We start from the raw sequence: 26,197 nt of genomic DNA on the forward strand, positions 1-26,197 counted from the left end.
TAACAAATTCATATAATCCGCGTTCAAATAACGCACGGAAACTGCAAATAAAATTAGTTCATTTTAAGCTGAAATCTCAAAAAAAGAAATGATAGCAGAAAATTGCTTTTCTGCCATCAAATCGCTTCATTAAAAATTATTTTTTAACCAGCCAGTTTTCTACAGCTCTAGAAAAATCGGCAACATCAATTGGATGTCTGCTGGTAATAATATTTGCATCCGTTACAACAGATTGTTCTAGCACAGTGCCGCCAGCATTTTTTAAATCAACTTGAATATTCCAATATCCCGTTAGTTTTTTTCCTTTCAAAATATCTGCAGAAGCCAATACAACAGGCGCGTGACAAATAGCTGCGATTAATTTTCCTGACTGATTAAAATCCTTAATAAATTGAATCACATCTTTATCATATCTTAAATTATCTGGATTCCACGCACCGCCGGGAATAAATACGGCATCGTAATCGCTTACTTTGATCTGGTCGGCTGTTCGGTCAAATTTTATCCAGCCAACGGGCTGTAAATATTGAATCGCCATAACATGGGTTTTGGCCATTTCTGGAAAAGCAAGTCCATATCTTTCTGGTGCCGGATTGTATTTTGGCGATACGATTTCTACCTCTGCTCCCAATTCTTTAAAATACCAAACTGGTCCTGTTAATTCGATTTCTTCAAAACCATCTGCTACCAAAACAGCTATTTTCTTTCCTTTTAAAGCCGTTTTGTTTTTTACCGGCGTAAAAAAGAACGCTTTTAACGCTTCATTTCCAGGAGCATTCAATAATTGTGTTACCGGCATATTGACAACCGCAGACTGCGTTGCCAATTGGTTTACGACAGCCAGTTCATTTGCATAATTTACATTCATCTCTTTTGATTTTACTGTTGTTTGACTTTCTACATTTGCTGCTGTAATCATACTAAATACAAGTACTGCAGCGATTTTATTAATTGTTTTCATTTTTAATTTTTTTATTGATTATGAATCCGTTTTTTAATTATTCTCGAGTCAGCGGTGCAAACTCAATAAGGTTGTGAATTCCATCCTGAAAAGGCTGTTTTTTGATGCTGGAATTCAGATAATCCAAAACAGGCTGGATCGGCGGAAAGTTTAAGTGAAACTGAAAAGCATCGTCGCTTCTAAATTTCTCGAAGGTGATAAACTTGGTCGGATCATCAACAAATTGAGATAACTGATACGTTACAACACCTTCTTCGCTTCTAAATTGAGGCATCGCCGTGTGATAAGTTGTTTTGAAGTTTTCTTCCGTTCCGCTTTTGGCATCTACGAATAACATGATGGTGAGCTGCGAGTCCTCTTTTTTACTCGTTCTTCGCCATTCTTCTTTAGAAATAGGTTCTAAATCATTAACATAGATCGCTTTTTCGGGTTTTAGCAAAGCTGTTTGGGTTAATGTTTGAAGTGCTTCAGCTGCTGGATTTTCTTTGAATTTGTCGAATTCCTTTTGATTCGTCCATCTTTCAAACAGCCAGATTACCGATTGGTTTTCTTTTTCGAAATACGCTTCGGCCATAATATTATCCTCATTTGAAAGTGAAGCCAAAACATAATTACTTACCGCTTTTTGAAAACTTTCTTGAAACTCTTTCTTTACTTCGTAACGCGTTATCTTATTCATAATAAATTGATTTTCAGGTTTTTCAAGTTTAAATTTAACAAATTTTGTTCTATTTTCAGCTATCATAATCATACTGCATAATAAAAACAGCAGCGTCATTTTCTTAAAGATCTTTTTTCTACTATTTGCCACTTCCATAATCTTCTTTTTAGTTACCGATTTTAAGCAGTAAATCTGAAACGGCTTTTGGCTGTGATAAAAAAGGTGAATGACTGGCATTGACCGAATACACGGTTTTAATTGCAGCCGAAGCAATCATTTGTTCTTGAAATTTTGGCGAAATCACAACATCCTGTAAGGTTTTGATATAGATTTTCTCTACGCTTCCAAAATGTTCTTTTGTCCAATTCACTTTACTTCCAAACGGAATAGCGGGTTCAGGTCGGTAATTTTCTGTTACTTTTTGTTTGGCTGCAGCATTTCCGTCAGCGATAAAAAGATTCGTCAATTCTTTTACATCTACATTCAAATACAATTGATCGGCAGACTGGCTCAAGAATGGACCCAATTTAGAGTTCGGATCTTTCATAGAAAGTTCAGCTAAATTCTGTCCCGATTCTGGTACAAAAGCACCAATGTAAACCAGTTTGCTGATTTTGGTCGGAATACTTTCGGCAACGGCCGTTACAACCATACCACCCATGCTGTGTCCTACCAAAATGACTTTTCCTTCTACTTTATTGATTTCACTGATAACTTTATCACGATAACTTTCTATAGATACAGTGTATGCTGGCGTTTGGTCAGCACCGTGCGCTGGAAGTTCTACAACAACAACCTGATTTCCTTTCTTAATCAGATCATTTTTTACTTCATCCCAAACATACGGTGCCTGCCATGCACCATGCACGAAAACGTATGTTTGTGGTTTTGTTACTAATACTTCTTCATTATTCGAACATGATGCAAATGTTGAAAATGAAAATACTGCTGTCAACAGCGTTAAAATTGTTTTTTTCATTGTTTTAAATTTTAATTGATTGGTGCCTCTATTTATACGGTTTTCGGCATTTCCGTTTTATTAATGGTTTCTCTTTTTGAAAACATATACTCCCAAATAATGAAATAGTAAACCTATTGCCCAAGATCCTGTCTGCCATACCGGCCATAAATAAGTCGTATCGGTTAAAAACCAAACCGCCCAAATAATTGGATTTGCCAATACAAATACTAATAAGTGAATTCTAAAACCTTTTTCTGGATTGATATGAGCCGCTTTGTACTCTTTTATTGAATGTCTCATGATGTTTTGATGTTTGTTGTTAATAGTTTATTGTTCTCTATTCTCTATTCTCTATTCTCTATTCTCTATTCTCTATTTTCTATTCTCTATTCTCTATTCTCTATTTTCTATTTTCTATCATTAAATTCTTAAATCAACTTCTCTCCTAATTTCTCAACTTTAGCAAGCCATTTAGTACGTTGTTTTTCAGTTGATTTTCGCATAAATCCGAAAGTGGAAAATTTGATAGGATCGAATCCGACATAACCGAATACGATGTCTTTTAGGATTTGATATTGTGAAGCACGATAGATGAGATAGAACCACCATTTTGGCGTGTCCATTGTGATTAATAATCTTAGGCTTTTTCCTTTTAAGAGTTTTTCTGGAAAGATTTTTCCTGAGTGATGTTTAAAGGCAAATCCAGGTATGAAGATTCTGTCGATAAATCCTTTTGTAACGGCGGGCATAAATCCCCACCAATTCGGATACGCTAAAACAACGTGATCGGCCCATTTGATTAACTCTTGAGAATGAATTAAATCGTCTTCAAGGGGTTTTGTTTCTCCAAATTTATATCCGTCAGCAAGATTGACATCAAACTTTAATTGAGAGATATAAATGGTTTTTACGTTTGCGCCTGTGCGCTCTGCTCCTTTTTTGTAAGCGTTTAAAAGTGCGTTACAAAAAGAGTTTTGGGAAGGGTGTCCGAGAATTAATAAGATATTCGTTTTCATTGCAGCTTATTTTAATTTGACACTGCAAAGATTTTAAATATAGGAAGGCGGTTCCTGACACAAATGTGTCAAAATGCTATTTATGAGCTAGTTTCTGTCGAATTCGGGTAAGTGATTGTCTTTCGATGCCTAAAAAACTGCAAAGCTGCGAGATCGAAATGCGATTAAACAAATCGGAATGGTTTTTAATAAAATCTAAATAACGTTCTTCTGCTGTTTGAAATATAAAACTTTCTATACGAGCTTGTTGCCTCACAAGAATTTCTTCTGCAACCAAACGTCCGTATTTTTCGAAATTGGGTAAGTTTTCGTAAATCCACTGCATGTTTTGGTAAGAAAGGCAGACCATTGTGGTGGGTTCAAGGCATTGAATGGAATATTTACTTGGCTGCTGCGTAAGGAATGAGGCATAATGTGTAGCGTACTCGCCTTCGGCATAAAAACCAACCGTTATTTCGTTTCCATCTTTATCCATAAAAGAAGAACGGACTAATCCTTTGGCAATAAATCCAATGGCTTTCTGGGTTTTGCCAAATTGAAGAAAAAAGTCTTTTTTATCTAATTCTTCGACGGTAATTTTTGAGGTAAATTGAGCCAGCTCCTGATCTGTTACATTCGGGCAGATTTTCTTGACTGATTCTAAAAAAAATGCTGTTTCTGACTCCATAATCTTTTGATTTTTAATCCCTTTAAAAATACGAAAAAAAACAGATACTGGTTATTTTAACGCAAAGAACGCGAAGATTTACTCAAAGTTAGTTAAGGGTTTTTAATGATTTTTATAAAGTTCGCAAAGCTTTGAGATTATACAATAGTTTGAACATACAGCGATTGTAGAGACGCACAGCAGTGCGTCTAACGCAAAGATTGGTTTCAACACAAAGCTTTGCGAACTTTTGCGTTTTACATCAGAAAAAAAACCTTTGCGTACTTTGCGGTTATATCACATTCAAAGTAAATCTTAACTATTCACTACGGTTTCTTTAATAATGTTTTTTATCATTTCAAGAACATCCGAAGCTGTTTCTCTAATAATCAGTTTATTCTTTTTGTCTTTTATTTTAGCAGTAAAAAAATTGTCTTCTGTATTAATGTCTATTATTGTTCCTCCGTATTTTAAGGTTGTTTCGGTAATAGTCATTGGCAGATTTGTTGCTCCAGAAGTACCTATAATAAACAGAACACCCGAATTTTTAGCTATTTTTAAAGAACTGAATACTTTATTTGTTTTTTCGTTATAACGTTCATCAAACCATAAAATATTCGGTCGCATCCACGCACCGCACTCTTGGCATTTTAAAAGTTCTATATCTTTTTGAGTTAAATCTTCGTCTTGATTTTTTCCTTCAATTTCAATAGGAAGATCTAAAATTTCTTTACATCCGTTTGAGCATTTTATTTCTCTCGGTTTTCCATGAATTTCGTATAATTGGTTTGTACCAGCGCGTCTGTGCAGATTGTCAATGTTCTGCGTAATTAAATGAAAACGGTCCTGCAGAAGATTTTCAATTTCGACCAATTCAAAATGGCTTTGGTTTGGCTGTGCATTTTCAAACATTTTTTTTCTAAAAAGCGAATACTGCCAGACTTCTTCAGGATTTTCTTTGAAATATTCAAACGTCCCAAACTCTTCAGGTTTATGAAATTTAGTTCCCTTAACCCAGATTCCGTCAGTTCCTCTATAAGTCGGGATTCCGCTTTCGGCTGAGATTCCTGCTCCTGTTAAAAATGTAAATAGATTTCTATTTTTCTTTTGGTAAACTTCTTTTATAATCTGCTCAAGCTGTTCTTTCATTATTTATTTGCATTTTCCTTCATTCTAAAACAAATATAATCCAAAGTTTGGCGACAGCAACATGACTATATTTCTTATATTTGAAATAAGACCAGAAGTTTCAAATTTCAAAAAAGCCTTTTAAATCAGCATGATCCAATTATCTAAAATTGAGAATTTAAGTTCGCTTACGAATCCAAATCAGAAAATCGAATTAAAATATCTTGGCTGGGAAGAACCACACAGAGGTTTCGAATTGTTTTATTATGCTTTATTTATTGAAGGAATTGATCAAACGGAAGCTTTATTTTCCACTGACAAATTGAATTGCAATTTCAACGAAAAGATGGAGATCGAACATCCAACACGAAATTTTGCTTTTATTCCTTGTGCAGATCGTATTTTACTTGACACTACCAATTTTTCAAAAACTAACTTAAAAATATATTTTAGAGAAAATGGCAGCACGTATACAGATCAATTGAAAGGAAGTTTTTTTTACGCTGATTATCATTTGACAATCAATTCCAGAAGCTTGATTTTGACCAATCTCAATACTTTAGAAACAAATAAAATAAAATTCCCTGCTGAAGTAGATATCGAATGGGCGTATTTTAAAAATGCTTCTCAGATTCAGGTTTTTGAAGCTTTTTCCAACAAAGGTTTTATTTATAATATTGAAAATGAAGAAATTATTTCTCAAGAATCTATTATTGACGAAACGCTTTATCCCAATATTTTTAGATGGATTTACCGCGGACAACTCTATAATTCTAACGAAGTTGAAATGGAATTGATTCAAAAAAAAGACGATACAATTATACAAACTTATTTTAGAGTCAGTTAAACAATTTATCTCCTTTATACTATGGAAATCATCGGTTTAATAAAAGAATACAATCAAAAAAATGCTAAAAGCTATTTTGATTATCAGAAGAATTGTCTTTACGATCATAAAGTTCAAATTCTGAATTATCTGCAAAGCGGCATTTGTTTTGCTGTGACTATGAAAGTCGTTCAGTCTTTAATTCCAAATGATAAAAATATAATTGGCGGCATCAGTTATTACACCGATGGTTACTGGATTTGGCCTAACTATATTCTTTATTATTTTGAGAAAGAATCAATTGAACTGCCCAAAGATTTTATTACTTCTATTTTACAAAAAAAACTTCCTCCACAAAATAAAATCGATACTGCTGAAGCTGTAAATTTCTTGAAAGAAAGCGACATAACTTAAACTAAAAAAGCCAAATTATTCGTTATATTTACAGGAAACGATTTTATAATTTAAGTTGAAAATATGAAAAACTGGTCAATCGATCATCTGCAAAAAACATGGAATTTAATTGCTAAACTACATCAGGGACAAAAATATGGAGGCGACGAAGAAGGTCTTCAAATTGAATACATTAATCATATCGGAAGTGTGACTTTTGAGATTTTACAAGCATTACAGCATGATGAAACTTTAAATGGTGATTTTGCTGTGTCTTGCGCTCTTTTACACGATTCTATAGAAGATACACCTTTTACATTTGATTCGGTTAAGGATTTGTTTGGTGAAACTGTTGCAAATGGTGTGAGCGCTTTAACCAAAAATACTTCACTGGATAAAGACGATCAAATGATAGATAGTCTTACGAGAATTAAAAAACAGCCTAAAGAAGTCTGGTCGGTAAAAATGGCTGATCGAATCTGTAATTTGTACTCTCCCCCTTTTTATTGGACAACAGAAAAGAAAAAGCAATATCACACCGAGTCGCTTTTAGTTTATGAGAATTTAAAGGAAGGAAATGCCTATTTGGCCAACAGATTAAAAGAAAAAATTGATCATTATGTATCGTATTTTTAGTGTTCTAAAAATACGATACAATTAAATCTAACTATTTTTTGGTAAAACCTTTTCTGGTCATTTCGCCCCAGCCTTTGGTTCCTACTATTTTTTCTTTATAACCAACTAAAGCAGCATAAACAGTCATTGGATGAAAATACAATGGTTCGATAAAAGCCGCTAAAAGCAGTTTAAAAAAGTCTCTTTGTTTTGGGTATTTATGATACGTCTGCTCTTCGCTGAATAAGGCAATCACTGAAAAGAAAACGGCAAAAGTATAGACAAATAAAAGCAGTAAAAAGAAAAAGTGCCAGTTTAAAAGTCCGAAAACAATAAACAAAAGTGTTACTAAAAGTCCGATAAACTCAATACCCGGCGCCAGAAATTCGAACAATGTCCAATAAGGCACACTCAGCATTCCTAATAATTTATACTTTGGGTTAAGGAACATTTTTTTATGAAAACTCAAGGTTTCGATTGTTCCTCTCATCCATCGGCTGCGTTGTTTTTTGAATATTTTAAAATCTTCTGGAGCTTCTGTCCAACAAAGCGGATCTGGAATATAACAAACTGTGTAAGGCAATTTATTCTCAAGCATATAACGGCGCATTCTTACCACCAATTCCATATCCTCGCCTACTGTTTTGGTATCATATCCTCCGGCCAGCAAAGCAATTTCTTTGTCAAATGCTCCAAAAGCACCGCTTATAAGCAATAAACCGTCGAGACGTCCCCAAGCCATTCTTCCTAAAAGAAAAGCTCTTAAATACTCTAAAACCTGTATTCTGGACAGCATTACGTCTGGAACATTTACTTCGACCAAACGTCCGTTTTTAATAATACATTGATTGGCAATTCGTACAACACCGCCCGTTGCAATTATTCGTTTTCCGTGAGATTCTAAAAATGGTTTTGCAAGTTTTAAAAGCGAATCCTTATCCAGAATACAATCCACATCAATACAAACCACATATGGATTTTGTGCAATATTTAATCCCGCGTTTAATGCATCTGCTTTACCTCCATTTTCTTTGTCAACGACAATTAGTTTTTTGAAAGCGGCATTTCTAGAAGTGTAAATTCCTTTTATTTTTTTTGTTTCAATTTTAGGATTAATATCCAATTCGGTTAAAACAAGATCGTAAGTGTTAATTAAGATTTCCATCGAATTATCCTTACTTCCGTCATTTACCACAATTGCCTGATAATTGTTGTAATTTAAAGACAGTAACGATTTTACATTTTCTTCGATAGTAAAACCTTCATTATAAGCCGGAGCAATTAAAGATAGTTTTGGAGCAAATTCGCTGGTCAGCAACACTTCATAATCTACAAAACTATTTTTTTTTAGATAACTTCTTAATTCTTTTGTAGAAAGATAAGCCAGCACCAAATAAGAAGACATGATTAGTATTGCATATCCTAAAATCAGGATAATATACCAATCTATAAACCACATTATATCGTTAGTAAAAACAGTCATTTGTTTTGTTTTTAAGCAGTAAGTGCTTGTATTATGCTTTCTGCTTCGTATTTAATTAAAGTATTCGGTGCCTGCGCGGCCAATTGCGACACAAAAGGAACCTTTTGGGTAAGTTTAAGCTCTTTTATTAGTTTTAAACCCAATGCAATTACCGTCGTATTCTTTGATTCTAATAAAAGTTCTACGCCTTTGGTATCGCCAATATCATGCTTTTTGAAAGCAGCGATAATGTTAAGCTGTGTCCAGTCATCAATAGGATCCGAATGTTCTGCCAGATGTATAATTCCTCTTGTTCCTGCAAGTTTTATGCAGGCGTTTAAAGCTGTAATTTTTAAAGTCTTTTTTCGAGCTTTAGAAAAAGTCAAAATACGATCAAAGGCAGTGGTGATATTAAACTCTGCCAGTTCTGTAATTCCTTTGCATTTTATCTCCCATTTCAAACTTTTGAGTTTCTTAAATGAATCTCCGATTAATCCAGAATCTTTGTAAAACTGCTCTAGTTTTTCTGCATACACACCATCATAATTTTTATGAAGATTAAGAACCGATTCCATAATTACTGATCTAAAGAAAACGGTATCAAAAAGCACCATAAAATTTTTATCTTCTTTTATGGAAGCAAAAGAAACGCCTTCAAAAATAACCGAAGACATTATTTTATCAATAGAGTTATTATATTCTGTTCTAAGTCTTTGTCTTCTAATATTCTTGCTTCTGCTTTCGATAATCAGTAAATACAAAAGCACCGAAGTTATAATGAAAAAGCCAATCGAAAAGATTAAAAAAGGTACGACCCAATCTCCGTTTCTATAAAGTTCCCAAAGCTTTTCCATTCTAAAAACGTTTTGTTAGAATCAACTGTACATTAAACCTGTTTCTATATTCTCCCGGGATATATTCTTCATATTCGTATAGAAAAATCGGACGTACAAAAAAGGAGTCTCCAAAACGATACTGATATTGTACACCTGCTCTGTAAGACGTTAATGGCGATGATAAACCATTGTAGAGATATAAATAGGGAACGTTTCCGTATTGAAGCTCAAAACGAAGAATTCGCTCTTTTTCTTCATTTACTTTTTGAAGACTTAAAACATGCGAAAATAATTCGTTAGAAGTATCATAATACGGACGGTACGCAATGGTGTAAGAACCTGTATTATAAGCCAATTGCCCTGTAAGCAAGGTTACATCGTCATTTTCAAAATGCATGAATCTGGCTCCAAGCGAGAAGTCAAATTTTTTCTGTGGTTTGAAGTAATATTCTAAACCCACTTTGGCAACAGGAAAAACAGTTTCTCCTGTAGAAGCTCCTGCGTTTGCGTATAAATAACTTTTGTTTTTGAAAGTCTGATAAAAATCGGCTTCAAATAACATTTGTGTAGAATTGTTTACGTTTCCAATATTGGCGCGCCCAACAATTGCTGATTTCGAAAACTTATGCGAATATTCCGCGTAAGCATAATGCGAAGGAGATTGCCCAGGATCTGATGTTGAAATATTTAAATAAGAAACGGATACTGCATTTTTAGCTTTACGTCCGATAAGTGTTCGTATTCCTCTAAAAGCCTGCGTGCTGTTGTCTGCAAGAGAAGCTCTTTCTATAATTTCTAATGCTTCTTGATCACGATTCAGCTTTTCTAAACAAGTAACTTTTGTTTTTAAAACGTCAACCGAATTAGGCTGTACCGCCAAAAACTTATCGCAGTAATTGATGCATTTTTCGTATTGTTCTGACCAAAAATAAACGTTGATTACTGCCTCAACAGCCTCCAGATTCGGATTTGCTCTATCTGCCATTGGCAATAGTATTTTTAGCGCTGTATTATAATCTTTTTTCCAGCTGTAGATTCTTCCTGTATAAATTTGAATATCTTCATTTTCAGGATATTTGGCACGAAGCGGTTCTATCAACGATAAAGCTTTATCATAATGTTCTTTCTCTGCTTCTTGTTTTACTTTTGCCAGCGTTTCATCAATAGTAATTTCCTGTCCGAAAACAGTGATTGAAACTAAAAAGAAAAAAAAAGTGTAATAAATAAACTTCATCTGACATGTGTTTTTAATAATTTATTAATTCTTACTAAAAGCACAGCGGGACTTACGGGTTTTGCAATAAACTCATTGGCACCGATATCAAAAGAATCTAATTCGGTTTGTTCTACTCCAGACGAAGTCAATATTATGATGGGAACTTCTGAGTTTAAATGCTGCCTTACGTGCTGCGTTATTTCCATTCCGCTGCTTCCGGGCATATTTATATCGGTTAAGATTAAATCGTAATTATTTTCTGCGATGGCATCGATTGCTTCTCTTCCATCAGAAAATTGATCTACAATAAATCCTTTTGATTCTAAGAAAAATGATAATGATTTGCGTAGGATGTCATTATCTTCGGCTAAAATAATTCTCATTACTTTTATTATTTTGGGGCAATTATACTTCTAAATATCGGTTTATATTGTAAAGCTAGAGTTTATTTCTCGTTTTTCATAGCTCTTTTAATATTTTTACTGTTTCAATGATTCCGCAGTGTAAAATATTTATTTTATCAAAAATTTCGGTCGAAATCTGTCCAGTTGATGCTTCTTCCTCAATTACGGCAACGCAATTACTCAGATCTTCCAACATAAAAATATCCAAACTAGATTTCATGTTATGCGCCAGTCTTTTTACAGCATCGGCATCATCATTTTTATAAGCTTCTTCTAACTGCGCTACATCGTTCGGAATCTTTTCTACAAAAAGATTGATCATTTCTCGTCTAAAATCGGGATCACCGCAAGCCATTTCATCTAAAAAAGACAAATCTAAAACTCTCTTTCTTTCTGCTTCAGGCTCTTTCGTCATTACGGTTTTTATTGCTTTTAAAAGTACGGGCTGTTTAAATGGTTTTGGTACATAAGCATTCATTCCGACTTTAAAACAACGTTCCTGCTCTCCTACCAAAGAATGCGCTGTCATGGCAATAATCGGAATAGGAAGTTTCATTTCGTTTCGAATATATTCTGTTGTCTGATAACCATCTTTAACAGGCATTTGAAGATCCATCAAAACCAAATCATATTCTTTTGTTTTCAAAAGTTCAATGCCTTCTTCTCCGTTTGATGCGATATCCAATTCAAAACCAAAATTATTCATTACGCTTCTTACCAATTTCTGGTTCAAAACATTGTCTTCGCAAAGCAAAATTTTAAGCTGTCCCAAATCATTTTTTGATGGAGCTTTGACCGTATTTTCACTTGGGCTGGCTCTTTTATAGGCAAGCGTAAAGAAGAATTCAGAACCATGTCCCATTTCACTTTTTACATGAATTTCAGATTGCTGTAATTCGATTAATTGTTTCACAATATTTAATCCAAGTCCAGTTCCTCCATACGTTCGGGTTGTACTTTCTTCGCCTTGCGTAAATCGGTTAAAAATGGTTTTAATTTTATTTTTCTGGATTCCGATTCCAGTATCTTTTACAGAGAATTTTAATGAATAGGAATTATCGGTTTGTTCTATCATTTTTACAGAAGCCGTTACTTCTCCTTCAACAGTAAACTTAAGCGCATTGCCAATAAGATTCACCAAAATTTGATTCAATCTTCCTTGATCTCCAACCACCATTTCGGGTAAATCAGCATCGAGATAAAGATTAAATTCAACATCTTTTTGAACTTTAACTTTAAGTAAATTATAAACGTGTTTTAGTGTCTTTTTTAAATTGAAAGGTTCTGCGTCTATCGTCAAATTTCCAGATTCAATTTTAGAAAGGTCCAGAATATCATTTACAATCAAAAGCAGATTTTCTCCTGCAATCTGTACATTATCAATATATTCACTTTGTACTTCATTCAGATTTGTCTGTGCAAGAAGATCTGTAAAACCAATTATCGAGTTTAACGGTGTTCTAATTTCATGACTCATATTCGCCAGAAAACTATCTTTAGCAAAAACCGCTTTCTCTGCTATTTTTTTCTGTTTATCAAGTTCAATATTTTTAGTTTGAAGTTCTAATTGATTGATAACGTGTTTCGCAACAATTGAAAGTGCATTTCGCTGATTTTCATTAAGCGTTTTCGTAACATGATCTACTGCACAAATTGTCCCGATATTATAGCCGTCTGGCGTTGTAAGCGGAACACCGGCGTAGAATCGTACTTTAAAGCCGCCAGTTACATTAGGATCGTCTTTAAAACGATCGTTCAGAAATGTATCATTTATTTCAACCATTTCTGACTGCAATATCGTATAACGGCAAAAAGTGATTTCGCGAGGCACCTCAGAGACTCCAATTCCTATTTCAGACTTAAACCACTGCCTGCTTTCGTCAATAAAAGATATATGTGCAATTGGCACACCGCATATGTAAGAAACGAGTTTTGTCGCGTCGTTAAAAGCGTGATCAGGAAGAGTATCAAGAATATTGTAGCGTTTTAAAGCCGCTAAACGCTGCAATTCGTTATCTGGAATGGGGAAATTATTGTCTTGCATTGGTAGGAAATAAAGTCTACAAAGATAAATTAAAATCCCTTAAAACTCTAATAATAACTGCTTAACCCTTGTGCACTATAACTTACATCGTTTATTTTTTGATGAATCACTCTTTTTTGTAAGTTTATATATTGTTTTTACATTTATAATTTAATCCTTTAAACCTAAATTATGCCTTGGACTATCCTCGAAAAATTATGGAACCGTTCTGTAAATGGTTCCAATAATGTTGAAGAAAATGACACACAAACTTGGGATAACGAAGTGAAAACACTCTATCAGCTGGGAATAGGAATGGAAGATACATTACAGTTTTTGTATTTTGAAAAACCAGATTTCCAAACTTTTAAAAATTGGATTTCTAAAAGACAAAAAAACGAAAACTCTGAATCTGAAGATTTAACTGAGAACGTTTTATCGGAAGAAGATCTTCAATTTTGGGCTGAAAATGGTTATGTGGTTGTAAAAAATGTAATTTCAAAAAAAGAATGCCAAGAAACAGAAAAGGCTGTTTGGGAATTCCTGCAAATGAATCCTGATGAAAAAGAAACTTGGTACAAGAGACACGAAGATCATAAAGGTTTGATGCTCAATTTCTCAGACCACGCCACATTAAACAAAAACAGGTTTTCTCCGAAAATCAAAAAAGCATACGAACAGCTTTATAATACGACTCAAATCTATAAGACGATAGACAAAGTAAGTTTTAATCCTCCAGAAACCGAAAATTTTACTTTTCTTGGAAGTGCGCTTCATTGGGATACAAGTTTAAAACAGCCTATAACTTTTGCGCTTCAGGGTTTGCTTTATCTTACTGATTGCACAATCGAAGATGGCGCTTTTCACTGTGTTCCAGGTTTTCATAATGAAATAAAATCTTGGCTGGATAATTTAAGTCCTAATGAAAATCCGAGAGCGAAAGCGGTCGAATCCCTAAAACCGGAAGCTATAACTGGCAATGCAGGCGATTTTATAATCTGGGATAACAGATTACCGCATTGTGCAACTGCTAATAAAGGAAAAAAGCCAAGAATTGTACAATATCTCACTTATTTACCCAACGATTTTAATGCGACGGGAGAATGGATTTGATTTTTCTAAATTGAAAGCATTTTAAAGAACTAAAAAACTTGTTTCAAATTAGAAAATGTTTCTTTTGAATTGACTAAATAATCTATAAGCTAAAAAGCTCTTTAAGAAAATTTCTTAAAGAGCTTTTTTATAGTAATGAATCTTCTGGATCACAAGGAAAATAGATTGTAATGGTAGTTCCTTTACCTGGTTTTCCTTCGGCATGAATGGTACCGCCTACTGTCTGCATGATTTTTTTACACAATGCTAAACCAACTCCAGATCCGCTGTATTCCTGCTGCGGATGCAGTCTTGTAAATACTTTGAAAATAGATTCTGCATACTGCTGTTCAAAACCAATTCCGTTATCCGAAAAGCGAACCCAGTAACAATACACATTAAAAAGATCTTTTATAATTACGGGTTCTTGAGAGGCTGTAATTTTAATGGCCGGAACTCTTTCTGGCGAAGCGTATTTTAAAGAATTCTGTATAATGTTAGAAAACAGCTGACGCATTAAAAATCCAATTGCATGTACTGAAGGAAGTTCTTCGAATTCTATTACAGCATTGTTTTCTGCAATAACTTCTTTCATTTCATCCAATGTCGTTTCTAAAACTAGATTTAAATCTGTTTTTTCTAATTTCTCTTTGGTATTTTTAATTCGTGTATATTTCAGAATATCTTCCAGCAAAATTCTCATTCTGCTCGCCGATTTTGAAACACGTTCCAGCGAATTTGAAAAAGGATTTTCCGGCTCTCCATTTAAATCGGACATCATTTTTGAAACTATCATCTGAATTTTGCGAAGCGGTTCCTGCAAATCATGCGTACTAATCCAGTTAATATTTTCTAACTCCAGATTGGTTTCTCTCAAAATTTCACTCTGATTACGGTACTTTTCTTCTTCCTCCGTAAGCATAATCATCATCAAATTATTATGCAGTGCGTGCGCATATTGTGCCGCTGTATTGATTTCGAATTGTTTCCAATTACTGCTTTGGTCTTTCACGATCTGTTTCCAGATATTAAAAGAATTTCTCGGATGCAGTCCAGTACTGTCTTTTATGATGCTTTTTTCAGGATCTCCTCCCCAATTAATCTCCGAAATAGTTTCCGGCCTGGACCAGATAATGCAATCCGAACTTCCTAGCGGGTGGTAAATAATCCCTGTAAAATTGGAACATTTTTCAAGCTGCGGAAAATGATCGCTTAGTTTATTGGTGGAAAATAATTGATTGATTTTTGCTTCATTAATACTTGTAATCAACGTATTAATCTGTTCGTCTGAAGGCGCTAAACCATTTTTATAAATCTTATCTCGAAATACAATTGCAACTCCCGCAGCATTACAAATCTGAAGTAATTGCGGTGTTTTTACGATTGTTTTCAGTGTATCTTCAACAAGCGGTAATTCTAAAGCTGTCAAATATTCTAAAGCCTCAGATGACTTTCTGGCACTTATATTTTCATCGTTAGATTGACGAATATCAATTTGAGAAGTTATAAACTGCCCCTGAAGTTTGGCAGCAAGCCTTATTTCGGGCGAAATATTTTTCTTTGAATAATGATGACAGGCAATTAATCCCCATAAACGATCGTGATGAATTAATGAAATAGTAAGCGTGGCGCCTACTCCCATATTTTTCAAATATTCGACATGAATCGGAGAAGTACTTCTTAAAATAGAAAGACTTAAATCAAGATTTTTATTTTCTTGATCATCAACGGTAAAAATTGGAACAGGGTCATAATCAATATCCACAATCAAACGAAGCAGATTTTTAATATACAATTCCCTTGCTTGTACCGGAATATCGGTATGCGGATAATGAAGGCCCAGAAAAGGCTCTAAATCTTCTCTGCAATTTTCGGCAAAAACTTCACCATTATATTGTTCATCAAAACGATAAATCATTACACGGTCGTAACCGGTGATTTCGCGGGTTCCCTGCGCCACCAAAGCACACAAATCTTTAAGCGATCTGGTGTTATTCATTTGGGTTACAAACTGAATTGTCTGTGTATAAACGTCGGCTAGTTTTTCTTTATTAAACTGAGGTTCAGCCTCAAGTACATAAATATCAAAACTTTTATGAATACTGATTTGGAATAATTTTCCGTTAAGTTCAATTTCTAACGGAAAAGCATCCTTAATTTTTTCTTCATTAATATAACCAAAAATTTGTTCTTGGGCTTTTGAACCGAAAACAGTCTCAAAAGTTTTGCCAAGTGCCTGCGAATGTGTGATGTCAATAAATGACGAAATATTGTCAGTACAAAAATCGATTTTCCATTCTGCAGTAAGGCCGATTAAAAAACCATGCGGCTGAATTTTGCCTGGAATATGTATGGGTTCTTGGTCACAATTGGTTAGTGTAACAATATCCCGATTGACTATATCTTTAATCTTCATTATTTTTCTGTACTGAGAAAATGATTATATATGCTTTCAAATCCGTAAACTGCACCTTTTATAATTTCATCTCCACAATTAAAACGTTGTTCGTATTGCTCTAAAACATTTAGAAAAGATTTCCAGTAGCTTCCTGTTTTATCTCCGTAACCACTAAAATAAGAAACGCCTTTTCCTTGGGATAATTGCTCATTTAAAGTTACATTTTTCAAAATAAATCTTCCGCCAAGCGTAGATCCTTCAATCACATAAAAAACACCAAGTGCAAAAGGAACTGACATTTCTTGATTATCAAAAACGGACTTATAACTTTCTTTTTTGAAGTTAAGAAATTGAAGGTCGTTTTCTAGCAGCTGACTCTTTTTTCTTTCTTCTAAATCTTCTATAATGTCTGATACTAGAGGAAAAACAACTGCTTCGGTATCATCATGAACATCTTGCATTAATGCTAAATAATGGCAGTAATCTTCAATTTTCATTTCGGGAGAAAGTATTGAAGATGAAACCGGAAGGCTTTCTAGTTTTTTATGGGAATCTGACGTTTTACTTTTTAAATCGTTAAGAAAATTTGATGATATCAGAGGAGCAGGATTAGAACTCATTGTTTTAAAAATTATTTTTTATGAAAAGCCAAAAGCAGCTTCTCCAAAAGCAAATTTAATAAAAAAAACTATTCTGTTGATGTAACATTTAATCAATGCTTTATTAGTGCAAAATCATCCGAAAAGTCTTTAAAATTAGGATAAAAAAACATTTCGAATATAATCAAACAAATATCAAAAAGCATGATTTGGATCATGATTTGAAAAAATTGATGCTTCTATATTTACCCTATTAAAATGAGATACTGAAAGGTTTTCAAAAACAGATATTACTAAAACCACAAACTATTTCTATCCAGAGTTTTGGAAGAAATTAATACAAAAAAAATGGACAAAACTTTTTTAATGCAGGAAATTCTCCGATTAAAACAAGAAAAAAATGCTGTAATCCTCGCTCATTATTATCAAAATGAAGACATTCAGGAAATAGCTGATTTTATTGGAGATAGTCTTGAACTGGCTAAAAAAGCACAAAATACCGATGCCGCTATTATTGTCTTTTCGGGTGTACTTTTTATGGCAGAAACAGCCAAAATTTTGAATCCGAACAAAAAAGTACTATTTCCAGATTGGGAAGCGGGCTGTTCGCTAGCCGACGGATGCGATCCAAAAGATTTTAAAACATTCAAAGCGCAATATCCAGATCATGTGATTGTTACCTACATTAATTGTTCTGCCGAAATAAAAACGATGAGCGATTTGGTCTGCACTTCGGCGAATGCCAAAAAAATTATTAATTCGATTCCTGAAAATAAGAAAATCATATTTGCTCCAGATCAGAATTTGGGTAAATATCTTCAAAAAGAAACACAGCGCGAAATGGTTTTATGGAAAGGTTCGTGCGTAGTTCACGAAGCATTTTCACTGGAAAAATTAATTGAAATCTATACCAAAAATCCAACCGCAAAGATCGCAGCGCATCCCGAATCTGAAACTCATATTTTAAAAGCAGCGCATTATATCGGATCAACATCCGGCATTATTAACTTCATAAAAACAGATCCTTCAGAAATTTTTATTGTCGCTACCGAAGCGGGAATTCTGCACGAACTTTCTAAAGCGGTTCCTAAAAAAACATTAATTCCAGCGCCGTCAAAAGAAGACAATACTTGTGCTTGCAGCGAATGTGCTTTCATGAAAGTTAATACACTTGAGAAATTGTATTTGTGCCTAAAAAATGAAAGCCCCGAAATGCTGCTTTCAGAAGAACTTAGAAAAGAAGCTTTAAAACCGATTGAAAAAATGCTTCAATTATCTTGAAAAACGCAATAATTCTAAATCAAAATAACATGCTAAAAACAGATGTATTAATTATTGGTTCTGGTATTTCGGGATTATTTTTTGCTATGAAAACAGCAAAGCAACGTCCCGATTTATCACTTGTTATCATGGCCAAAGAAACGGCAAAAAACACCAATACAAGACTTGCTCAAGGTGGTATTGCTGTAGTTACAGACCATAATTCGGATAGTTTTAAGCAGCATATTAAAGATACAATAGAAGCTGGAGGCGGGCATTGTGATCCCGAAATTGTAAAAATGGTAGTTCAACAAGCACCAGACCGATTAAAAGAACTTCTGGAAATTGGGACCGAGTTTGATAAAAATAAAGAAGGAAAATGGGATTTAGGTTTAGAGGGCGGCCATTCTCAAAACAGAATTCTGCACCATAAAGATAATTCTGGACTTGAAATAGAACAAAAACTACTTAAAATTATCAAACAACTCCCGAATGTTGAGCTTTGGGAAAATCATCAGGTTATTGATTTAAATACTGAAACTAAAAAAGATAAAACAACTTGCAGCGGTGCTTTTTTTTATGATAAAAAATACAATAGAATAAAATATATCAGAGCTAGAACTATAGTGTTGTGTACAGGCGGATGTGGTCAGCTTTTTGAAAATACTACCAATCCGCGAATTGCAACTGGAGATGGAATTGCGATGGCGGCTCGTGCAGGAGCTGAAATTGAAGATATGCAGTACATACAATTTCATCCTACTGCTTTACATTCCAGCACTGAAAATCCGTTGTTTTTAATCTCCGAAGCTGTAAGGGGTTTTGGCGCCCATATTGTAAATCAAGATCAAAAAAGATTTTTGTTTAAATATGATACAAGAGGCGAATTGGCTACGCGTGATATTATTTCGCAAGCTATTTTTAAAGAACTGCAATTCAGCGACCAAGAGCATATGTATTTGGATTGCAGACATCTTGATTACGAAGCTTTTACTTATCATTTTCCTGCAATTACAGCTTTTTGCAATCAAAAAGGAATAAACCAAAAAAAAGATTTGATTCCGATTGTTCCTGCGGCTCATTATCAATGTGGAGGCATAAAAGTAAATCAAAACGGAAGAACGGCTATCAAAAACTTATATGCAATTGGTGAATGTGCCAGAACGGGACTTCACGGCAAAAATCGATTGGCTTCTAATTCGCTTCTCGAAGCTTTAGTATTTGCACATCAGGCTTCAGAAGATATAAATAAAACTATCGCTGGCTTTACTTTTTCATCCAAAATATTAATACCAAAATTTCCAAAAACAGAACAATCAAATGATTACCATGCTTTTGATATTCTAAAAAAAGAACTTCAGATACTGGTAACTTCTTTTTATACCAGTGAAAATCGTAATCCTGTTCTAACCGAAGAAAAGATAAAAAAGCTTCATGAAACGGCAATTTCTACTATTAATCCGAATGAAATTACGATTCCATTTATAGAATTTTCAAATATGACAGCAACCGCTTTGCTCATTATTGAACAATGCAAAAAACAAAATTCTCTAAGTGCTCAAATTCAAAATTAACTGAATTATTATAACCACTATGAAAATTACAAGTAAAACTACCATCGGAGAAATTGTTGCAGATGATTACAGAACAGCAGCAATTTTTAGTAAATATCATATCGATTTTTGCTGTAAAGGATATCGAACTATTGGAGAAGTCTGCAGAAATCGTGATATAGAAGAAAGTGTTCTTATTGAACATATTGAAGCTTCAAAAAATAGTTCAGCCAATCAGTCTTTTGATTACAAAACATGGCCGGCAGAAACTATCACAGATTATATTACCAAAACGCATCATCGATATGTTGCAGAAAAAGCACCGATTATTCTTCAATATTTAAATAAATTATGCGGTATTCATGGCGCTGTGCATCCTGAACTTCATGAAATATTTACGATATTTTCAAAAGCTGTTTTGGATTTAACCGCTCATATGAAAAAAGAAGAATTGGTTGTTTTTCCGTTTATTCAACAAATGCGGAAAGCGCAAAAAGAAGGAAATCATTTAGAAACGCCCCCATTTGTATCTATTGAAAACCCAATTGCAATTTTAAAACAGGAACATGAAACTGAAGGAGAACGTTTTGTACGAATTGCAGCTTTAACTAACAATTATGTACCGCCAAATGAATCTTGCTCAACATACAAAGCAGCATTTTTACTGCTTCAGGAATTCGAAAAAGATTTACGAAAACACATGCATTTAGAAAACAACATTCTGTTTCCGAAAGTAATCGAAATGGAAAAATCTTTGGAATCTGTGAGAGAAAATTTCACGCAGATTTAATTGGATTTAAGAAGATCAATGAAGATTTTTTAATTATAAATGCGCATAATCTTTGGCTGGAAAACAGAAAATCGGATTGAATTATTATTTTCATTTTTTTTTTTTTGCAAACAATACGCCAACGCTTTGTAAATTAAAAAGTTAACATAAATAAATTGGAATTAAAACTATTCGACTTCAAAAATAAAAGTTATTTTTAGAGAATAAATCACTGAATTTCAAACTCATATATCATGACACTCCATCATATTGTACTTATTTTCCATCTTATTGCAGCAACCATTTGGGTTGGCGGTCATTTACTGCTCAGCATTTGTTATCTGCCGACAGCTTTAAAGAAAAAAGAGCCGCAGATTATTCTCAATTTTGAAAAGAAATTCGAAAATTTAGGAATTTCATCTCTCGCCGTTTTAATCTTAACCGGAACTTGGATGGCTTACGATTTTGGCGTTACATTTAAAACATGGTTTAGTTTTTCCGGCGGTTTTGAAAAAGTGGTTTCGATTAAGCTTCTTTTGTTGCTGCTTACTTTTATTTTCGCTATTTGCGCACAATTGTATTTTATCCCAAAACTGAATCAAAACAACATTAAAAATATGGCTTTTGTTATTCTTTCTGTAACTGCTATTGGAGTTGCGATGTTGGTTTTAGGATCGACTTTGAGGTATGGCGGGATTTAATACAGATTAAACATTTTCTACTTAAACATAGCCCAAGGTTGAAACCTTGGGAACGCAATATAAATCTCTTTTGTTTGTGTCCCCAAGGTTGAAACCTTGGGCTATGTTTTTTCTAAATCAAAAACTTCCAAAATTACTTCGATGCTTATCCATCACAGTTTTAAACAAATCTTTGTTTGACGGCGGCGAAAGCACAACAGCTTTAGCACCAGAAGTAATAGATTTCTGAATGTTAGTAAGACTTTTACCGCCTGTTGCCATTATTGGAAATCCAGGAAATTGACTCGTAATATCTTTTACAATTGTATTCGTATGCATTCCTCCAGAAACATGAAAAACTGCCACACCAGAATCGATTTTATCTTTTAAAAATTGATAATCTGATGATGCTACACTGGCAATAATCGGAATCGAGATTTTTTCTCTTATAATCTTAATATCTTTATTCTCGAATGGAATATTCACAATAATGCCCGCCGCGCCCATTTCTTGTGCATAAAGTGCCATTTCGAGTGACTTTTTCCCTTTTGTCATGCCACCTCCTACACCACAGATAACTGGTTTTCCAGAAAAATCAATTAAGGTTTTTATAATTTTTGGAGACGGCGGAAAAGGATAAACTGCCAAAATCGCATCGGCATCGTTATTTTCTATAAGTGCCATATCTGTAGAAAATAATAGTGATTTTACATTTTTATTTCCCAGCAATAATCCCTGGCAAAATTGACCAATAATTTCTGGAGTAGTCAAGGCTTTGTCAACGACGGCTGTCTTTCTGAATAATCGCTGCCAAAAAGAAAGCCTCTTTTTTCCTGCCCAAATTGAATCTGAATTTGTATGTATTGCCATACTTCTAATTTTTATTTTCGGACCAAATTTAGGATACTGAAATTTAAAATTTAGAGAAAATAAAGACGAAAAATCAGATTTTGTAATGAGTTGGGGAAAATTTGCAGCGAAACTAAAATCTTGCTTTTTTTAGGTATTTTTTCAGCTTTTAATTTTCTTGCCTTTTGACTTTTTTCCTTTCTTCCACCAAATAATAAATCCGGTTACAGGGAGCGATGCCCCGATCAAACTCACCAAACTCCAGATTATTTTTCCGGTAAGGCCGAAGAAAACTCCCGTGTGAAGATCATGATTGCTGGCTTCGTAAACATCTGCTGCGGTATTGCCTTTGTAAAGTTTTGTTCGCAGCAACTGCCCTGTTTTTCCATCAAAGAAAATAGTATTCTGATTTCTTGCCCAATTATTCGGATAAGTCATTCTTACTCTTAATTCGCCTGTTTTTCTAATTGAAAATGAAACCGAAGTTGCTCCTGGATATGACTTATTTACGTTTTGATAAATTGCATCATAACGCTGCGAAATTGTCGTCGAATCTATTTTTTCTTTTGCTTCGACTTTATCTCCTTTTCTTAACTCAGAACCTGTTACCAAACTCACAGTTTTTTTAACGGTTTCATATTTAAAATAAGTTCCCGAAAAAGCAATCAGCAATAAAAATAATGAAGCATAAAATCCTAAAACCTGATGTAAATCGTAATTGACTCTTTTAATAGAACCGCTCCATTTTATTTTTAAAGACTGTTTAAGCAAACGTCTTTGATTCGGAAACCACAATACGAGTCCGGTAAGGAGCATTATGATAAAAATCACTACCGACCAGCCTTGAACAAATTCACCAAATTCACCTAATAATAATGTTCTGTGAATTTCTAAAACCGTGTTGAGCCAATCTGCATTTTGTTTATTAATTAAAGTGCCGTCGTAAGGATTGAAATAATAGGTCTTTTTCTTTTTAGTAGAAATTTCAACAGAAGCGCTTGGCTCTTCCCTATTTACTTTTAAAGCCGTAATTTTCTGCTTTGGCTCCAGTTTTTCGTAGTTTTCAATTATAGTTTTTACTCCTATAAATGGTTTTTCTTGAACGGGAACGTGCAGATATTCTTTGTGTGAAAAATCACGGATTTCTTCTTCAAAAACATAAAGAAATCCCGTGATGCTCACTATAAAAACAATGAGGCCCGATGCTAAACCGAGCCACAAATGTATTTGTCTTATGGTATTCTTAAAACCTTTGGTCATGATATTTAATAAAATCCAAATGTAGATAATATCATTGGAAATGACGAATTGAAATTCTTAGAATTTAAACGTAAGATTTCCAGTAACTCTCGTCGGATTTTGAGCTGCCAATCGATACGACCAATATTTTTCATTTGTTAAGTTATCTACTTTTAAACCTAACCTAAATCTTGGTCTGTCATAAAATATAGAAGCGTCCAAAACAGTATATGACGGAATACTAAATTTGAAAGTTGCCGTATTTGTTTGGTAATATTCGCTTCCGTAAATTCCTCCAAATCCAAATCCTAGACCAGATGCAGGCCCTTCGACCAAACGGTAACTTGCCCAAAGATTGGCTGTTCTCGGCGAACCTGCTGTTGTAGGACGTAATCCGTTTACAGATGGATTTGCTTTTGTGTATTCACTGTCATTATATGTATAACCCGCTACGATATTTAAGCCTCGAATTGGATTTGCAATTAATTCTGCTTCAAAACCTTTACTCACTTGCGTTCCGTCCTGAATCTGAAAGTTAACGTGATCAGGATCATCACGTGTTACGTTTGTTACTTTTACATTATAGTAACTTATAGTGGCGCTAATTTTATTAAAATCAAATTTTAATCCGCTCTCAATCTGATTTGCCTGATTTGGTTTGAAAGTATTTCCGTTAAAATCTGATCCTCCTACATTATTAAATCCGTTCATGTAATTGGTAAAAACAGAAACTTTTTCTTTTACAATCTGATAAACCGCTCCCAAACGAGGAGAAAACGCTGTTTGATTGTAATTTCCTGCGATAGAATCACGGCTTGGGTAGTACACTCCTTTATTAATGTAACGATCTGCACGAATACCTCCCATCACTAATATTTTGTCTGTAATATTCAATACATCAGACACGTAAGCGCTGTAAGTTCTCTCGTTATTAGATACAAAATTAGTGTATTTTGCTGTTGCAAATAATGGCTGAATTCTACTGATTGTGAAGTTATTATAAGCATCTCCTGGTTTTTTAAAGTTAATCGCCGGCATGTTGATAGAAGCATCATTACGCGTTGCGCGAAGACTGTAATAATCAAAACCTACTACAACTCTATTACGCAGTTTTCCGATTTTAAAATCACCATTAAAATTCTGCTGAATATCAGTTCCGTAGTACGGATATTCCTGATTGGTAACTTGCTGTCTCAATGTTTCGTTACTCAAAACTGTTAAAGCAACAACATATCCGTCTGATGAGGATCTCGTACGCGAAACAATTGTCTGAGAAGTCCAAGCATCTGAAATTTTATACTTTAACTGCGTAAAAATATTGTATTGCTGGCTGGTATAATTCACAGTATTATTAGCAAATGAAAGCTTGTACGGAATTCCTAATTCTTCTATACTATGAGCTGTTCCGCCAGTCCAAGGTGCTAACCTTGTTGGAGAAGTTCCTTTTGAAGTGCTAAATTCAGCATCAATAAGTAAAGTCAATCTTTCGTTTACTTGATAAGAAAAACTCGGCGCAATAAAAAAGCTTTTGTTAAACCCAGCATCCTGAAAACTTCTTTCGCTGTGCAAAGCCGTATTGATTCTAAAAAGTGCCGTTTTATCTTCATTTAAAGGCGCATTGATATCTGCAGTTAAACGATTCAAATCCCAATCGCCGGCAGAATACGAAACTTCTCCTTTAAAGAAATCAAAAGGCTTTTTGGTAACTCTGTTGAACAAACCTCCAAAAGAAGAAATCGTGCTTCCGAACAAAGTCGCAGACGGACCTTTAATAACTTCAATTCGCTCTAAGTTAGAAGGATCGATTGTAGTGTACGTAAAACTTCCCACTCCATTTCGTACCAATTGCGGTGTTGCAAATCCTCTGGAAATGTTGGTTGTTCTTCCTTGATTTCTAACTTCTGCAATACCCGCACCCGGAACGTTTTTAAAAGCACTGTTGTAATCTGTAATTACCTGCTCTTTCATAAGTTCTTTACTTACAATGGTATAAACCTGCGGATTTTCCATGTTTTTAAGTTTCATTTTAGAAACCTCTTCACTTTCTTTTCTTGCAAATCGGTTTCCTCCAGTACTTACAATTACTTCTTCTAATTTTTGAGAAGTATACGTAAGTTCAAAATCAAGCTTCACATCCAGATTATTTTGATCGATTAAAACTGAAGATGGAGACGAGTCGTAACCGTTTAGTTTTATTTCTACCAAATAGGTTCCATACGGAATATTTTTAAGTTGATAAGCACCTTCAGAATCAGTAGTTGTTGTTTTATTTAATTCTGAAATTTTTACTGTCGCGCCTTGTAAATAATTTCCGTCTTTGACAATTGCGTGACCAGAAATTGTCCCTAAAGTTGATTGAGAAAAAGCAGTTTCTGAACAAAAAAAGAGCGTCAAAAACAGCACTAACACTTTTGATAAAACATTGCTTTCAAGTGTTTTAAAGATTGTTTTCATATTAATATTTGTAATTTATTCTTATTTAGACTGATTACAAATATATAAACAAGATGTTACTTCTTAGAGAAACATTAAAATTTTCTTAAAAAATTATTAAAGTGTATTTTTTACATTATTATGGAAAAAGAAAATAAAATTTAGAAAACACCAAAT

25 protein-coding genes are annotated in these 26,197 nt (G+C 34.0%); 8 read left to right on the forward strand and 17 right to left on the reverse strand.

Going from position 1 to position 26,197, the window contains the following annotated elements:
* Positions 1 to 136: 136 nt before the first annotated feature.
* From ACFSC2_RS22635 to ACFSC2_RS22665, 7 genes are all read right to left on the reverse strand, one after another.
* On the reverse strand, positions 137 to 961 hold the full coding sequence (locus ACFSC2_RS22635) for a DJ-1/PfpI/YhbO family deglycase/protease (RefSeq protein WP_379813371.1): 825 nt from the start codon (positions 959 to 961) through the stop codon (positions 137 to 139).
* A gap of 37 nt (positions 962 to 998) precedes the next feature.
* On the reverse strand, positions 999 to 1,640 hold the full coding sequence (locus tag ACFSC2_RS22640) for a putative quinol monooxygenase (RefSeq protein ID WP_379813372.1): 642 nt from the start codon (positions 1,638 to 1,640) through the stop codon (positions 999 to 1,001).
* Positions 1,641 to 1,788: 148 nt separating this feature from the next.
* A complete protein-coding gene (locus ACFSC2_RS22645; protein ID WP_379813373.1) occupies positions 1,789 to 2,601 on the reverse strand; it encodes an alpha/beta fold hydrolase in 813 nt (270 codons plus the stop codon).
* A gap of 60 nt (positions 2,602 to 2,661) precedes the next feature.
* On the reverse strand, positions 2,662 to 2,883 hold the full coding sequence (locus ACFSC2_RS22650; protein WP_379813374.1) for a 2TM domain-containing protein: 222 nt from the start codon (positions 2,881 to 2,883) through the stop codon (positions 2,662 to 2,664).
* A 128-nt stretch (positions 2,884 to 3,011) separates the two neighbouring features.
* The gene (locus tag ACFSC2_RS22655) at positions 3,012 to 3,599 is read right to left on the reverse strand and encodes an NAD(P)H-dependent oxidoreductase (RefSeq protein WP_379813375.1); all 588 of its coding nucleotides are present in this window, start codon (positions 3,597 to 3,599) and stop codon (positions 3,012 to 3,014) included.
* Positions 3,600 to 3,675: 76 nt separating this feature from the next.
* A complete protein-coding gene (locus ACFSC2_RS22660) occupies positions 3,676 to 4,266 on the reverse strand; it encodes a Crp/Fnr family transcriptional regulator (protein ID WP_379813376.1) in 591 nt (196 codons plus the stop codon).
* A gap of 294 nt (positions 4,267 to 4,560) precedes the next feature.
* The gene (locus ACFSC2_RS22665; protein WP_379813377.1) at positions 4,561 to 5,394 is read right to left on the reverse strand and encodes an SIR2 family NAD-dependent protein deacylase; all 834 of its coding nucleotides are present in this window, start codon (positions 5,392 to 5,394) and stop codon (positions 4,561 to 4,563) included.
* Positions 5,395 to 5,524: 130 nt separating this feature from the next.
* On the opposite strand from ACFSC2_RS22665, the gene ACFSC2_RS22670 reads away from it, so the two are divergent.
* The 3 genes from ACFSC2_RS22670 to ACFSC2_RS22680 all read left to right on the forward strand — a co-directional run bounded on the left by ACFSC2_RS22670 (position 5,525) and on the right by ACFSC2_RS22680 (position 7,228).
* Positions 5,525 to 6,220, forward strand: a complete 696-nt coding sequence (locus ACFSC2_RS22670) for a hypothetical protein (protein WP_379813378.1) — start codon at positions 5,525 to 5,527, stop codon at positions 6,218 to 6,220.
* A 21-nt stretch (positions 6,221 to 6,241) separates the two neighbouring features.
* Positions 6,242 to 6,613: a hypothetical protein gene (locus tag ACFSC2_RS22675; RefSeq protein WP_379813379.1), complete on the forward strand. Its 372-nt coding sequence runs from the start codon at positions 6,242 to 6,244 to the stop codon at positions 6,611 to 6,613.
* Between the two features lie 63 nt (positions 6,614 to 6,676).
* Positions 6,677 to 7,228, forward strand: a complete 552-nt coding sequence (locus ACFSC2_RS22680; RefSeq protein WP_379813380.1) for an HD domain-containing protein — start codon at positions 6,677 to 6,679, stop codon at positions 7,226 to 7,228.
* Positions 7,229 to 7,259: 31 nt separating this feature from the next.
* Here ACFSC2_RS22680 and ACFSC2_RS22685 read toward each other — a convergent pair whose 3' ends face one another.
* The 5 genes from ACFSC2_RS22685 to ACFSC2_RS22705 all read right to left on the reverse strand — a co-directional run bounded on the left by ACFSC2_RS22685 (position 7,260) and on the right by ACFSC2_RS22705 (position 13,169).
* The gene (locus ACFSC2_RS22685; protein WP_379813381.1) at positions 7,260 to 8,690 is read right to left on the reverse strand and encodes a glycosyltransferase family 2 protein; all 1,431 of its coding nucleotides are present in this window, start codon (positions 8,688 to 8,690) and stop codon (positions 7,260 to 7,262) included.
* An 11-nt stretch (positions 8,691 to 8,701) separates the two neighbouring features.
* Positions 8,702 to 9,523, reverse strand: a complete 822-nt coding sequence (locus tag ACFSC2_RS22690; RefSeq protein ID WP_379813382.1) for a hypothetical protein — start codon at positions 9,521 to 9,523, stop codon at positions 8,702 to 8,704.
* Between the two features lies 1 nt (position 9,524).
* A complete protein-coding gene (locus ACFSC2_RS22695; RefSeq protein ID WP_379813383.1) occupies positions 9,525 to 10,739 on the reverse strand; it encodes a tetratricopeptide repeat protein in 1,215 nt (404 codons plus the stop codon).
* The gene (locus ACFSC2_RS22700) at positions 10,736 to 11,104 is read right to left on the reverse strand and encodes a response regulator transcription factor (protein ID WP_379813384.1); all 369 of its coding nucleotides are present in this window, start codon (positions 11,102 to 11,104) and stop codon (positions 10,736 to 10,738) included. Before ACFSC2_RS22700 ends, ACFSC2_RS22695 begins: the two co-directional genes overlap by 4 nt.
* Before the next feature lie 76 nt (positions 11,105 to 11,180).
* Entirely contained in the window at positions 11,181 to 13,169 is a 1,989-nt protein-coding gene (locus ACFSC2_RS22705) for a GAF domain-containing hybrid sensor histidine kinase/response regulator (protein WP_379813385.1), read from the reverse strand.
* Between the two features lie 171 nt (positions 13,170 to 13,340).
* On the opposite strand from ACFSC2_RS22705, the gene ACFSC2_RS22710 reads away from it, so the two are divergent.
* Positions 13,341 to 14,261: a phytanoyl-CoA dioxygenase family protein gene (locus ACFSC2_RS22710; protein ID WP_379813386.1), complete on the forward strand. Its 921-nt coding sequence runs from the start codon at positions 13,341 to 13,343 to the stop codon at positions 14,259 to 14,261.
* Between the two features lie 127 nt (positions 14,262 to 14,388).
* Here ACFSC2_RS22710 and ACFSC2_RS22715 read toward each other — a convergent pair whose 3' ends face one another.
* The gene (locus tag ACFSC2_RS22715) at positions 14,389 to 16,656 is read right to left on the reverse strand and encodes an ATP-binding protein (RefSeq protein WP_379813387.1); all 2,268 of its coding nucleotides are present in this window, start codon (positions 16,654 to 16,656) and stop codon (positions 14,389 to 14,391) included.
* Positions 16,656 to 17,258, reverse strand: coding sequence for a biliverdin-producing heme oxygenase (locus ACFSC2_RS22720; protein ID WP_379813388.1), 603 nt, complete (start codon positions 17,256 to 17,258; stop codon positions 16,656 to 16,658). Before ACFSC2_RS22720 ends, ACFSC2_RS22715 begins: the two co-directional genes overlap by 1 nt.
* A 327-nt stretch (positions 17,259 to 17,585) precedes the next feature.
* Here ACFSC2_RS22720 and nadA point away from each other — a divergent pair, with 327 nt between their 5' ends.
* The 4 genes from nadA to ACFSC2_RS22740 all read left to right on the forward strand — a co-directional run bounded on the left by nadA (position 17,586) and on the right by ACFSC2_RS22740 (position 21,520).
* Positions 17,586 to 18,518 (forward strand): quinolinate synthase NadA, encoded by a 933-nt coding sequence (nadA, locus tag ACFSC2_RS22725; protein ID WP_379813389.1) that lies wholly within the window; start codon positions 17,586 to 17,588, stop codon positions 18,516 to 18,518.
* 29 nt (positions 18,519 to 18,547) lie between these two features.
* Entirely contained in the window at positions 18,548 to 20,071 is a 1,524-nt protein-coding gene (gene nadB / locus ACFSC2_RS22730; RefSeq protein WP_379813390.1) for an L-aspartate oxidase, read from the forward strand.
* Positions 20,072 to 20,090: 19 nt separating this feature from the next.
* Positions 20,091 to 20,840, forward strand: coding sequence for an iron-sulfur cluster repair di-iron protein (gene ric, locus ACFSC2_RS22735; protein WP_379813391.1), 750 nt, complete (start codon positions 20,091 to 20,093; stop codon positions 20,838 to 20,840).
* 233 nt (positions 20,841 to 21,073) lie between these two features.
* Positions 21,074 to 21,520 (forward strand): copper resistance protein CopD, encoded by a 447-nt coding sequence (locus tag ACFSC2_RS22740; protein ID WP_379813392.1) that lies wholly within the window; start codon positions 21,074 to 21,076, stop codon positions 21,518 to 21,520.
* A gap of 117 nt (positions 21,521 to 21,637) precedes the next feature.
* Here the strand turns inward: ACFSC2_RS22740 and ACFSC2_RS22745 are convergent, their stop codons facing one another.
* From ACFSC2_RS22745 to ACFSC2_RS22755, 3 genes are all read right to left on the reverse strand, one after another.
* The gene (locus ACFSC2_RS22745; protein WP_379813393.1) at positions 21,638 to 22,369 is read right to left on the reverse strand and encodes a hypothetical protein; all 732 of its coding nucleotides are present in this window, start codon (positions 22,367 to 22,369) and stop codon (positions 21,638 to 21,640) included.
* A 141-nt stretch (positions 22,370 to 22,510) separates the two neighbouring features.
* Positions 22,511 to 23,608: a PepSY-associated TM helix domain-containing protein gene (locus tag ACFSC2_RS22750; RefSeq protein WP_379813394.1), complete on the reverse strand. Its 1,098-nt coding sequence runs from the start codon at positions 23,606 to 23,608 to the stop codon at positions 22,511 to 22,513.
* Between the two features lie 57 nt (positions 23,609 to 23,665).
* The gene (locus ACFSC2_RS22755) at positions 23,666 to 26,041 is read right to left on the reverse strand and encodes a TonB-dependent siderophore receptor (RefSeq protein WP_379813395.1); all 2,376 of its coding nucleotides are present in this window, start codon (positions 26,039 to 26,041) and stop codon (positions 23,666 to 23,668) included.
* Positions 26,042 to 26,197 lie beyond the last annotated feature (156 nt).

It is taken from the genome of Flavobacterium artemisiae (assembly GCF_042678225.1).
Lineage (GTDB): Bacteria > Bacteroidota > Bacteroidia > Flavobacteriales > Flavobacteriaceae > Flavobacterium > Flavobacterium artemisiae.